The organism is Kingella sp. (in: b-proteobacteria), assembly GCF_030527935.1.
In the GTDB taxonomy this organism is placed as follows: domain Bacteria; phylum Pseudomonadota; class Gammaproteobacteria; order Burkholderiales; family Neisseriaceae; genus Kingella_B.
Genome location: NZ_JAUMZV010000020.1, coordinates 33152 through 45600 on the forward strand (window position 1 = coordinate 33152; position 12449 = coordinate 45600).

Sequence of the window (12449 nt, forward strand, 5' to 3'; positions counted from 1 at the left end):
GGCAGCCTGAAAATGGAAAATGGTTTGAGCTTGGCTAAACCTGTTTATCCGTTTTCGGGCTGCCTTTGTGTTGGGCTGCGTGATAATAGGCAGCCTGAAACCCTCTAACCCATTGGAAACACTATGAAAGCCATGATACTTGCCGCAGGGCGCGGCGAACGAATGCGCCCGCTCACCGACCACACCCCCAAGCCGTTGTTGCTCGCAGGTGGCGAGCCGCTGATTGGTTGGCACTTGCGCCGTCTGCGCGCCGCAGGCATCCGCCAAATCGTCATCAACCACGCATGGCTGGGTGCGCAAATTGAAGCCACGCTGGGCGATGGCGCAGCATACGGCGTGCACATCGCCTATTCGCCCGAAGGCGGCAAAGGCTTGGAAACCGCAGGCGGCATCGCCACCGCCCTGCCCTTGCTGGGCGATGCGCCGTTTCTGGTGATTAACGGCGATGTGCTCACCGATATTGATTTTCAGGCTGCCATCCGCATCGCCGATGCGCTGCCGCAAAGTGGCAAACTTGCCCATTTGTGGCTTGTGCCCAACCCGTCGCATCATCCCAACGGCGATTTTGGGCTGGACGAGCATGGCGCAGTCCACGCCAGCGCAGCCATCGGCACAGCCACCACATTCAGCGGCGCGGGCGTGTATCTGCCTGAGCTGTTTCGCCACACGCCGCCGCGCCAGTCCGCCAAACTCGCCCCGCTGCTGCGCCAAGCCATGCAGCGCAACCAAGTTTCAGGCTGCCTGCACACAGGCTTGTGGCTGGATGTGGGCACACCCGAGCGTTTAGCCGAAGCGGATAATATTGTGCGCCAACAGTTTGAGATAAATTAAGGCAGCCTGAAACGAAGTTCAGCGTAGCTAAAACGCCAAACTGTTTTTCAGGCTGCCTGAGCCATCCCTATAATCAGGCAGCCTGAAACGCCATCCCGCCCCATATCGCCCCCAAACAAAAAACCGTGCCATCCAACCCGCACGGTTTTTCTTGCGCCCGCCCTTTTCAGGCTGAAACCTTTGCAAAACACTAACAGCAGCCTGAAAGTAAGAAATGCCGTCATTCCCGCGTAGGTGGGAATCTTGTTTGATATTAAGGAACTCATGTAAAAACAAACCATTGCAAAAATTTCACCAAGATTCCCGCCTACGCGGGAATGACGGAGAATTGACCATTTCTTGTTTCGTTTTAGAACCTGTATTCACTATTTCCATAGGCAGATTTTATGAAATAAAAGCGCGGATACAAGGCAAAAAGCGCAGTAAGGTTGGACACCTTGCGAGCATTTTTAACGCGGCAGCCACGTTTTTAGGGCATAAAAGATGGCTATGGAAATAGTGAATACAGGTTCTTAGGTTTTGCAAAGATTTCAGGCTGCCTATGCTTTTGCTTTTTCAGGCTGCCGCTGCGCTACTTATCATGGTACTCATGCACTTCATAATCATAAGCCACCGCCTTGCCCGCGCGGATTTTCGCCAAATAATCATCGTACACCGCCTTAATCTCGCCGCGCAGCAAAAACAGCGCAATCAAGTTAGGAATCACCATAAAGCCGTTAAACATATCCGACAGAGCCCACACCAAATCCACCTTGCCCAGCGTGCCCAGCACAATCGCCAGCAGCACCAGCGCGCGATAGCCGTTTAAAAACTTGCCCTTAAACAAAAATCGCACATTGGATTCACCAAAATAATACCAGCCGATAATCGTGGTAAAGGCAAAAAAGGTCAGGCACACCGCCAGCAGCCCCGCGCCCCAGCCGCCAAATGCCATGCTAAACGCCTGTTGCGTAACCGCCGCGCCGTTTAAGCCTAGCGTGTTGGCTTCGGTGAGCAAGATGATTAACGCCGTTGCCGTGCACACCAAAATGGTGTCAATAAACACGCCCACAAACGCCGCCATACCTTGCAGCGCGGGATGCGCCACATCTGCCGTGGCGTGCGCGTGTGGCGTTGAGCCCATGCCCGCTTCGTTGGAAAACAAGCCCCGCGCCACGCCATAGCGCACCGCTTCTTTCATGCCGATGCCTGCCGCGCCGCCCAGCACCGCTTGCGGGTTAAAAGCAGCCTGAAAAATATGGCTCATCATGGCGATGGCGTGGTCGGCATATTGGAATAGGATAAAAATCGCGCACAGGATGTAAATCACCGCCATAAACGGCACAACAATCTGGGCAAAATTGGCGATGCGGTTGATGCCGCCGATAAAAATCGCCCCCGCTGCCGCCGCCAGCACCAAGCCTACGGCGATTTCAGGCAGCCCAAACGCCAGATGGATTGCGCCCGCAATGGAGTTCGCCTGCGTGGCGTTGCCGATAAAACCCAGCGCGATAATCAGCGCGATGGAAAAAAAGCCCGACAAAAACCGCGCCTTGCCGCGCCCGATTTTTTTGGTCAAACCGTGCGTGATGTAAAACGCGGGGCCGCCAATGTATTTGCCGTGGCTGATGACGCGGTATTTTTGCGCCAAAACGGCTTCGGCAAAAATTGTGCCCATGCCCAAAAAGGCGGACACCCACATCCAAAAAATCGCGCCCGGCCCGCCCGACACAATCGCCGTTGCCACGCCCGCCACGTTGCCTGTGCCGATTTGCGCCGAAATCGCCACCGCCAAGGCTTGAAATTGCGACAGCGATTGCGCGTTTTTTTCCTTTTTGGCAAACAAGCCGCCGAACACCGATTTAAACGCCGCGCCAAACTTGGTAATTTGCGGCGCACCCAAGTAAACGGTGAAAAACAGCCCAATGCCGATGAGCGCGTAAATCAGCAAATAGCTCCACAGCGCGGTGTTGATTGCGCCGATGATGTTTGATAATGATGCTTCCATGTTAAGAATTGTTTGTTTGGTAAAAAAGGGGCGGATGATACCCGAAACGGCGGGGGATTTGAAATTGAGTTACAGGGGGATGGGGGTGGGGTGTGTAGGATGGGGGAAGGCAGCCTGAAAAAGTAAAGACGTTTGGTGTTCTGTCAAACATTTTTTTGTTGAACAGATTAGTTTTCAGGCTGCCTTGGATGTGGGTGGTAGGGTGGGCAACAAGTTGCCCACCCTACGATGTGCTATTTGGCGGCGAGCCGCCGCGCCATTTGTGGCAGCCTGAAAAACTGTTTGTGCTTTTCAGGCTGCCTTTGCAATGCCCAAAGACAGCCTGAAATGCTTGCGCCACAGCAACGTAAAGAGTGGGTATGGCGGCGATACGCCATGTTCTGTTTCAGGCTGCGCACATGATTGAAGCAGCCTGAAACCCCATCCACCCAACAAAAACCGTTTGGCATCACCACCAAACGGTTTTGTTTTCAGGCTGCATCACCCCACCCGCGCCAACACCATTGCCACAATCTCATCTTCATCATCCAGCAGCGTCAGCAAATCCAAATCTTCCGCGCGGATTAAGCCACGCGCAGCCAACTGCGCGTTCAGCCAATCCAGCAAGCCCTGCCAAAAAGCGCGTCCCACCAAAATAATCGGCTTCGCCGCCACCTTGCGCGTTTGCATTTGCGCCAGCGTGTCAAACAGCTCGTCCAGCGTGCCCAAGCCGCCTGCAAACACGATAAACGCTTGCGAATAGCGCACAAACGCTGATTTGCGCGAAGCAAAATATTGAAATTGCAGCGATAAATCTTGATACGGATTGGCGCGCTGCTCGTGTGGCAGTGCGATATTCAGCCCCACCGCCGCGCTTTTGCCTGCGTGCGCGCCCTTGTTTGCCGCTTCCATAATGCTCGGACCGCCGCCCGACAGCACCGCAAACCCCGCATCCGACAGCCGCCGCGCCACGCGCTCCGCCAGCGCGTATTCGGGCGCAGTCGTGGGCAGGCGCGCGCTGCCAAAAATGCTGATGGCGGGGCAAACATCGGGCAAACGCGCATCGGCGATTTGCCATTCTTGGGCGATTGGGGGCAAAGGGCTGGTCATAATCTTGTGCATAAAAAAAGGGCGCATTGTAGCGCGTTTTGCGGTTTCAGGCTGCCTAACTGCTGCGGATTAGGCAGCCTGAAAACGCCCTACCGCCCATACATATCCGCAATCCATTTTACCTGCTCATCGGTAACCGCCTGCTCGCCCAGCTTGGCAGACACGGCAAATTCGCCGCTCAACCCCTGCTGCGCCCGCGCCTGCTGCCAGCCTTGCACGCGCTGCTCGGCGGTTAAATCGTGCTTCACTTGGTGGATGGTTTGCGCGGCTTTTTGGCTTTGGGATGACATTTTTTACTCCGTTTATAGTGGAACAAATCAAGAAATATCTAATTCAATCAGTATGTAGGGTGTGTGAGCTTGCTCACGCACCGTTTAACGATGCTTAACGGTGCGTGGCAAAGCCATACACCCTACCTGTGCCATTTTTATTTTGGATTACTATTATTTGAGTTGTACGACATAGGCAGCCTGAAATGGGGCAAAGTGCGTTTTCAGGCTGCCTTTCCATTTTCAGGCTGCCCCTACTCTATTGCCAACTTCTCCGCCAACGCCTGTTTCGCCGCCGCCCATTCTTCGCGCAGCATACTGTATGCCACCGTATCGCGCAGCGTGCCGTCTTTGCGGACTTTATCGCAGCGCAGCACGCCGTCTTTTTTCGCGCCCAAGCGTTCAATCGCCGCCTGCGAGCGCGTGTTCAGCATATCCGTTTGCCAGCACACCACGCGGCAATCCAGCGTTTCAAAGGCGTGCGCGAGCAGCAAATATTTGCAAGTGCTGTTGATGCGCGTGCGCCATGCTGATTGGCGATACCAAGTGTAGCCAATATACACGCGGCGGATGTCGGCATCGGGCTGGTAAAACGCGGTTGTGCCCACGATTTCGCCCGTGGTTTCATCCACCACCGCAAACGCCATGCGCGTGTTTAAGGCAGCCTGAATATACTGCGCCACTTGGTCGGGCGCGGGCGCGCTGGCAAACAGCAGCTTCCACAGCTCGCCATCCTGCACCGCTTGGCGCAGCCCCGCTTCGTGTTGCAAGGCAAGCGGGTCTAGGCGCACTTGGTTGGCAGCTAGGGTAACGGGTGCAAGAAATTGGCGCAGAAACGCGAGTGATTCAAACGGCGCGGGGTTATCGGAAATGGTATCGGCTTGTTTAAAATAATTTTGCATCATCGCTCCTTATGGTTTTCAGGCTGCCTATTGTTAAATCATGTTGCCCGCCGCGCAACCCAATTTAACCTTTTCAGGCTGCCCAATCCTGCTAACCATACCACTTTCCCTTTGATTTCACATCAAAATTTTTGCCCATTTTGCCCGTAAAAAAACGTAAAACCGCGCCACGAAATTAAATTACTCCGTCATAATGCCCCGCAGCGCAACTTCGGTTGTGCTGTTTTTTTTTCAATACATACAGGAGTTTATATTATGAAAAAATCTGCATTGCTCGCCGTTTTCGCCGCCATTGCGTTGTCTGCTTGCTCTTCTTTTGGTTCAAAAGACCAAGCCGCTGAAAGCACCCCCGTGGTAAACGCGCCCGCAGCCGAAACTCCTGCGGCGCAATAATCCCACCGCCGTACGCAGCCTGAAAACCAATCCACGGTTTTCAGGCTGCTTTTGTTATAATCTCACCCTTTTCATCACAGCCATTCAAAACATCATGCTCAACAAATACTCCCCCGCCGAAATCGAATCCAAACACTATCAAAACTGGGAAAACCAAGGCTACTTCGCCGCCGATTTTGCCCGCGCCGAAGCCTTTTCTATCCAGCTTCCGCCGCCCAATGTAACTGGCACGCTGCACATGGGCCATGCCTTCAACCAAACCATTATGGACGGCCTGGCGCGCTATTACCGCATGAAAGGGCGCAACACCTGCTGGATTCCCGGCACCGACCACGCCGGCATCGCCACGCAGATTGTGGTGGAACGCCAGCTCGCCGCACAGGGCTTATCCCGTCATGACTTGGGGCGCGAGAAGTTTTTGGAAAAAGTGTGGGAATGGAAAGAAGTCTCCGGCGGCACGATTACGCAGCAGATGCGCCGCGTGGGCTGTTCCGCCGACTGGTCGCGCGAATATTTCACCATGGACGACACGCGCGCCGAAGCCGTTACCGCCGTGTTTGTGAAGCTCTATCACCAAGACTTGATTTACCGCGGCAAACGGCTGGTGAACTGGGACCCCGTTTTGGGCACGGCCGTTTCCGATTTGGAAGTGGAAAACGTGGAAACGGAAGGCTCGATGTGGCACATCCGCTATCCGCTGGCGGACAATCCCGCCGAAGCGGTCGTGGTGGCGACCACACGCCCCGAAACATTGTTGGGCGACGTGGCCGTGGCCGTCCATCCCGAAGACGAACGCTACACGCATTTAATCGGCAAGCAATTAACCCTGCCGCTCACAGGCCGCACCATTCCCGTGATTGCGGACGAATATGTGGAAAAAGACTTCGGTTCAGGCTGCGTGAAAATCACGCCCGCGCACGATTTTAACGACTACGAAGTCGGCAAACGCCACAACACCGAACTCATCAGCGTATTGGGTTTGGATGCGAAAATCCTTGCCGAAGCGCAGGCCTGCGATTATCGCGGCACGCCCACGCAGGTGTGCAGGCTGCCTGAAAAATACGCGGGGCTGGACCGCTTTGAAGCGCGCAAACAAATCGTGGCTGATTTGGACGCGGCCGGCCTGCTGGTGAAAACCGAGCCGCACAAACTGATGACGCCGAAAGGCGACCGCACCGGTTCCGTGATTGAGCCGATGCTGACCAACCAATGGTTTGTCGCCATGAACGCCGCGCCCCAAGGTGGCGAACCCGAATCCGAATTCAAAGGCATGAGCCTGGCGCAGAAAGCCAAACACGCCGTGGACAGCGGCGCGGTGCGCTTCATCCCCGAAAACTGGGTCAATACGTATAACCAATGGATGAACAACATCCAAGACTGGTGCATCTCGCGCCAACTATGGTGGGGGCACCAAATCCCCGCGTGGTACGACGAAAACGGCAAAATCTACGTCGCCCGCAGCGAAGCCGAAGCGCAGAAACTTGCAGGCAGCCTGCACTTAACGCGCGACGAAGACGTGTTGGACACCTGGTTCTCCTCCGCGCTCGTACCGTTCTCCACATTGGGCTGGAAAGACGGCGAACCCGACACCAAAGCCATGAAAGCGTTTATCCCGTCCAGCGTGCTGGTTACCGGCTACGAAATCATCTTCTTCTGGGTCGCCCGCATGATTATGATGACCACCCACTTCACCGGCAAAGTACCGTTTAAAGACGTGTATATCCACGGCATCGTGCGCGACCACGAAGGCAAAAAAATGTCCAAATCCGAAGGCAACGTCATCGACCCCGTCGATTTGATTGACGGCATCGGCCTGGACAAACTGCTGGTAAAACGCACCACCGGCCTGCGCAAACCCGAAACCGCGCCGAAAGTGGAAGAAGCCACACGCAAACTCTTCCCCGAAGGCATCCCCGGCATGGGCACGGACGCCTTGCGCTTCACCATGGCGAGCTACGCCAGCCTCGGCCGCAGCGTGAACTTCGACTTCAAACGCGCCGAAGGCTACCGCAACTTCTGCAACAAAATCTGGAACGCCACCAATTTTGTGCTGATGAACACCGAAAACCAAGACTGCGGCCAAGACGAAACCCAGCCGCTGGCCTACACCTTCGCCGACCAATGGATTATCGGCCGCCTGCAACAAACCGAAGCCGCCGCCGCCGAAGCATTTGAAACCTACCGCTTCGACCTGGCCGCACAAACGCTGTACGAATTCGTGTGGAACGACTATTGCGACTGGTATATCGAATTGGCCAAAGTGCAAATCCAAACCGGCTGCCCCACCACCCAGCGCACCACGCGCCGCACCCTGGTCCGCGTGCTGGAAGCCGCCCTGCGCCTGCTGCACCCGATTATCCCGTTCATCACCGAAGAGTTGTGGCAGGCCGTCGCCCCGCTGGCCAACGCCAAAACCGCCGACAGCATCATGTTGGCCGCCTATCCCGAAGCCGACCCGGAAAAAATCGTGCAGGCTGCTTTTGACCAAATGGCGCAACTGCAAGACCTGGTGGGCGCCGTGCGCAACCTGCGCGGCGAAATGGGCATCGCCCCCAACGTGAAAGCGCCGCTGTTTGTGGAAGGCAGCGTGCCCGAAGCACTGCTGAAATACCTGCCCGCCCTCACGCGCCTGACCGAAGCCAAAACGGTGGACAGGCTACCTGAAAATGAAGACGCGCCCGTCGCCGTTTGCAACGGCGCGCGCCTGATGCTGAAAGTGGAAATCGACAAAGCCGCCGAAACCGCCCGTTTGAGCAAAGAAGCCGAGAAACTGCAAAAAGCCTTGGACAAACTTAACGCCAAATTGGGCAAACCCGGCTATGTGGGCAAAGCCCCCGCGCATCTGGTGGAAAAAGACAAGGCTGAACTGGCGGAGTTGGAAGAGAAGATGGCGAAAGTGCAAAGCGCATTGGCGAAGCTGCAATAAAGCCGGTTGAGCGCTGAAAAAAGCAGCCTGCACCCTGAAAACGGAAGTGCAGGCTGCTTTTTGCCTATTTGCCTATTTATCTATGGGGCTGACGTAGATTAGCAGTTATGCTAGGCATACGAAAATGCAGATAACCAATTGTAAATTAAGCAATAGAGTTCAAAAGAAACTGCTTGAATTTTTTGTACTCCAAGTTACCGCCCGTTCTGCTGCCGATATTTTGGGCATTCAGCCCAACTCCGCTATTCTGTTCTACCGCAAAATCCGTATGGTCATCAGCCATTATCTGGCCTTTGCTGCCGATGAGGTTTTCGAGGGCTCTGTCGAGTTGGACGAAAGCTATTTCGGCGGACACCGCAAGGGCAGACTCGGTCGCGGTGCGGCAGGAAAAGTGGTTGTCTTCGGCATTCTGAAACGCAACGGACGGGTCTATACCGTTGTCGTAGATAATGCCAAGTCCGATACTCTAATGCCTGTTATCAAACAGAAAATCATGCCGGACAGTATTGTTTATACTGATAGTCTGAGCAGCTATGACAAGCTGGACGTAAGCGGTTTTATCCATCACCGCATCAACCATTCCAAGGAATTTGCCGACCGCCAGAACCACATCAACGGCATTGAGAATTTTTGGAATCAGGCAAAACGCGTCTTGCGCAAATACAACGGAATCGATCGCAAATCTTTCCCACTGTTCTTGAAAGAATGTGAATTTCGGTTTAACTTCGGCACACCGTCCCAGCAGCTAAAAATCTTGCGGGTTTGGTGTGGAATTTAGGGCTAATCTAGTACAGCCCCAAAAAGAATACAATTGATGCTTGCAGGCTGCCTGGAAATGCCAAAGGCCGTCCGCGCCCGCCACCCCTGTTTCATCACACACCACAAGGAGACACTTATGACACCGAACCTGCAATCCACCGAACTCTGCCGCGTCCGCGCCATCACCGTCTTCACTGTCCTGCCGCGCGACACGGCGCAATGGCACGGCATTCTTGCCGAAGCCAAAGCCCAATGCGACACGCTTGCCGCCGCCTGCCAGGCACAGGGCTACACAGTGCAGTCCGTCCGCATCGTCAGCAATCCTTTCGGCGAATATTTGGACACGGGCAGCCTGCACGCCGCCGCGCAGGGATTGGTCGAAATCCGCCGCATTTTGAACTAGCTGAACCAAAACGGCCTGCGGATACGCTTTGCCGTGGGCGAAGCACGCACCGATGCCGAAATCGCCCTGCTGCCCGGGCTGATTGCCGAATACGGCGATTTGTGCAATGCCTGCGTGAATGTTCCCATAGACGAAAATGGGTTTCTGGACAACGATTTAATCCGAAAGTCCGTTGCCGTGGTGCAGGAAATCGCCCGCATCACCCCGCGCGGCGAAGGCAATTTCAATTTCACCGTGAATTTCAACTGCGCCTCTTATATCCCTTATGTCCCTGCCGGTTATCACCGCGGCGAACGCGGCAACGCCATTGTGTTCGGCTTGGAAACGCCCGATTTACTCGCCGCCGCCCTGCGCGGGTTGGAAAAGCAGCCTGCACCCCATGCCGCGCAGATGCAGGCTGCTTTCACGGCCATGAAAAACGCGCTGCAATACCATATCGACCGCGTGCAAGGCATCATCACCGCCACGCCGCTGGCAGAAGGCTGGACATACATCGGCATGGACACGTCCGCCGCGCCGTCGAAAAACTGCACCTCCATAGCGGAACTTTACCGACTGCTCGGCGTGCCGTATTTCGGCGCAAGCGGCACGGTGGAAGCGTCCGCCCTGCTCACGCGCGTGTTTAAAGCGCAGGAAAACGTACAGTTGCAAGGCTTCTCCGGCCTGATGCTGGCGGTGACCGAAGACGAAGGGTTGGCCGCCGCCACCCGCGCCGCGCAATTCGACATCCGCGCCCTGCTGACGTACAGCAGCGTGTGCGGCATCGGGCTGGACACCGTGCCCATTCCGGGCGATACCGATGCGGAAAAAATCGCCGCCATCATACGCGACACCAGCACGATGGCCTTCCGCCTGAACAAACCGCTCACCGTACGGCTCTTCCCCGTGCCCGGCTTGGGTGCAGGCGATATCACGCCGTTTGAAAGCGACGATTTGTGCAACTGCGCCGTGCTGGCTGTGCCTTAAACCATGCAGGCAGCAAGCGTAGGGTGGGCACTTGTTGCCCACGCACTTCCTTTCAGGCTGCCTGAAAAACCGCGTGGGCATAAATGCCTACCCTACGTTTATTCCCTTTGCCACAATATCGGTACAGCCAATCATCATGTTCCGCCGTCTTATCGTTATCCTGTCCGCCCATTTTCTAGCCGCCTGCGCCATATCTCATCAAGGAAACACTGTGAACATTGCCGATTTACCCGTTGCCGTTGTATCCCACGATATTCTTTTGGACGGCAGCAGCGTAGAACTGACCGTAAGCGATGCGGCAGGCAGGGAACACCGCTATCTCCGCCGCCGCAGCCTTGATATACAGGGAACGCCGCGTTACAACAGCATTACCGCCGAAAACGAGCGCACGCTGACCGCAGGAGAGCAAACCGCCCTTTTAACGCAACTGGCCAAACTGCGTCCGCAATGCAATCCAATCTGCCAAGCGGCGTTGGATGACTTTATCGGCAACACGACAAAACAGCAGCCGTAGGTATCGGATTCTCAAATCCAACACCCGTCTTACCCAAAGGCAGCCTGAAACCGCCGCCCGCGCATCCACTCCTCCGCAATCACAAACAAAAGGACGTACCATACCCGCTTCTCCCAACTGGCAGGCAATAGAAGACCTCATCTGCCAAGACCTCGCCCGCTGCATCCGCATCACACAAGAATACCGGCCAGACGAAAGCATCCGCGCCGCCATATACTGCAATTTCTACGCAGACGAGCAATACGTCTGCTCCACCGACCTGTTTGTGGCAACCGCACCCGTACCCAGTGAAACAGGGTTTTACCCGACTGAAAACTGCATCGGTCAAATATTTGAAGGCGATGGATCAGTGATTTGCAGCGGGAAGGAACGGTTTCCCCCGATTTCAGGACAGGTTGTCACCTTCTTTGAAAACTGCGCTGGCACGGGTAATAAAAAACACCCTTAATACACAAAACATTTCAGGCAGCCTGAAACCATTTACACCGCCCCGCAAGCCACCTAAAATCCCCTTTCCCATCAAACAAATAAAGGCAGCCTGAAAATGAATCGCTTCTATCCCCATCCCATCGTTGCCCGCGAGGGCTGGCGCATCATCGCCACACTTGCCGCGCTCACGCTGATTGCCTTTTCCTGCGCCAGCAACAGCCCCAAACTCGCGCTGTGGCTGCTGCTTGCCACGCTGGCGAGTGCGCATCTGTTTCGCGACCGTGTGCGCAATATCCCGATGGATGCCAACGCGCTGCTTTCGCCCGCCGATGGACGCGTGATTTTGGTGGAAAACGCACACAATCCGCACACCGAGCAAAATGCGCTCAAAATCAGCATCCGCACCCGTTTTTTCCGCGCCTACGCCATCCGTAGCCCGATACGCGGCAGCGTGGTGGTACAAAAAAACGGCAAACGCCACATCTTTCAGCTGCTCACCAGCGCGGGGCAAACCGTTACCATGGTGCAAAATTATGGCGATTGCTACGCGCAAACGGGCAGCCTTGTGCGCGGCGAACGCATTGGCTTTGCGCGTTTTGGCGGGCGCATTGATGTGTATTTGCCGCTGGGCAGCGTGCCCGCCGTGGCGATTGGCGACAGCATCAAAGCCAGCAGCACGATTTTGGCGCAACTGCCCGATGGCACGGTAAAGGCAGCCTGAAATCTAAAATGGAACGGCGACGGCTCGCCGCCAAATGGTTGCATGATTAAACAGCCTGAAATCTTTGCAAACCTAAGTAGGTCGGGCATTGATGCCCGACGTTTTTATTTGTGGCGCATAAGGCAAAGAGTTCGGCATTTGTCGGGCATCAATGCCCGACCTACAAACTACGCGGGAATAACGACATTTCTTAGAACCTGTATTCACTATTTGCATAGGTAGATTTTATGGCATAAAAGCGTGGATACAAGGCAAAAAGC

13 protein-coding genes and 1 pseudogene are annotated in these 12449 nt (G+C 55.2%); 8 read left to right on the plus strand and 6 right to left on the minus strand.

The genetic code is table 11. The features are described from left to right. Positions 1-123 precede the first annotated feature (123 nt). Complete coding sequence (gene murU, locus Q4A85_RS07800) at positions 124-831, plus strand: N-acetylmuramate alpha-1-phosphate uridylyltransferase MurU (protein WP_303109185.1); 708 nt, start codon at positions 124-126, stop codon at positions 829-831. 27 nt (positions 832-858) lie between these two features. Here murU and Q4A85_RS07805 read toward each other — a convergent pair whose 3' ends face one another. The 6 genes from Q4A85_RS07805 to Q4A85_RS07830 all read right to left on the minus strand — a co-directional run bounded on the left by Q4A85_RS07805 (position 859) and on the right by Q4A85_RS07830 (position 5078). Continuing rightward, a complete protein-coding gene (locus tag Q4A85_RS07805; RefSeq protein WP_303109187.1) occupies positions 859-1107 on the minus strand; it encodes a hypothetical protein in 249 nt (82 codons plus the stop codon). Between the two features lie 295 nt (positions 1108-1402). After that, positions 1403-2818, minus strand: coding sequence for a sodium:alanine symporter family protein (locus Q4A85_RS07810; RefSeq protein ID WP_303109188.1), 1416 nt, complete (start codon positions 2816-2818; stop codon positions 1403-1405). 233 nt (positions 2819-3051) lie between these two features. Next, positions 3052-3267, minus strand: a complete 216-nt coding sequence (locus Q4A85_RS07815) for a hypothetical protein (protein WP_303109189.1) — start codon at positions 3265-3267, stop codon at positions 3052-3054. Between the two features lie 31 nt (positions 3268-3298). Continuing rightward, on the minus strand, positions 3299-3907 hold the full coding sequence (locus Q4A85_RS07820) for a TIGR00730 family Rossman fold protein (RefSeq protein WP_303109190.1): 609 nt from the start codon (positions 3905-3907) through the stop codon (positions 3299-3301). A gap of 89 nt (positions 3908-3996) precedes the next feature. Beyond that, a complete protein-coding gene (locus Q4A85_RS07825; RefSeq protein ID WP_303109192.1) occupies positions 3997-4197 on the minus strand; it encodes a hypothetical protein in 201 nt (66 codons plus the stop codon). A 233-nt stretch (positions 4198-4430) separates the two neighbouring features. After that, positions 4431-5078, minus strand: coding sequence for a GNAT family N-acetyltransferase (locus Q4A85_RS07830; RefSeq protein ID WP_303109194.1), 648 nt, complete (start codon positions 5076-5078; stop codon positions 4431-4433). Positions 5079-5333: 255 nt separating this feature from the next. Here Q4A85_RS07830 and Q4A85_RS07835 point away from each other — a divergent pair, with 255 nt between their 5' ends. The 7 genes and pseudogenes from Q4A85_RS07835 (at position 5334) to Q4A85_RS07865 (ending at position 12189) form a co-directional block, all read left to right on the plus strand. After that, positions 5334-5471: a hypothetical protein gene (locus Q4A85_RS07835; RefSeq protein ID WP_303109196.1), complete on the plus strand. Its 138-nt coding sequence runs from the start codon at positions 5334-5336 to the stop codon at positions 5469-5471. Between the two features lie 94 nt (positions 5472-5565). Next, positions 5566-8397, plus strand: a complete 2832-nt coding sequence (locus Q4A85_RS07840; protein WP_303109197.1) for a valine--tRNA ligase — start codon at positions 5566-5568, stop codon at positions 8395-8397. 124 nt (positions 8398-8521) lie between these two features. Further along, positions 8522-9175, plus strand: a complete 654-nt coding sequence (locus Q4A85_RS07845; RefSeq protein WP_303109198.1) for an IS1595 family transposase — start codon at positions 8522-8524, stop codon at positions 9173-9175. A 117-nt stretch (positions 9176-9292) separates the two neighbouring features. After that, positions 9293-10525: pseudogene (locus Q4A85_RS07850) on the plus strand (DUF711 family protein). A 34-nt stretch (positions 10526-10559) separates the two neighbouring features. Then, a complete protein-coding gene (locus Q4A85_RS07855) occupies positions 10560-11039 on the plus strand; it encodes a hypothetical protein (RefSeq protein ID WP_303109200.1) in 480 nt (159 codons plus the stop codon). Next, positions 11002-11487 (plus strand): hypothetical protein, encoded by a 486-nt coding sequence (locus tag Q4A85_RS07860; protein WP_303109201.1) that lies wholly within the window; start codon positions 11002-11004, stop codon positions 11485-11487. Before Q4A85_RS07855 ends, Q4A85_RS07860 begins: the two co-directional genes overlap by 38 nt. A 96-nt stretch (positions 11488-11583) precedes the next feature. After that, entirely contained in the window at positions 11584-12189 is a 606-nt protein-coding gene (locus tag Q4A85_RS07865) for a phosphatidylserine decarboxylase (protein ID WP_303109202.1), read from the plus strand. Positions 12190-12449: the final 260 nt, after the last annotated feature.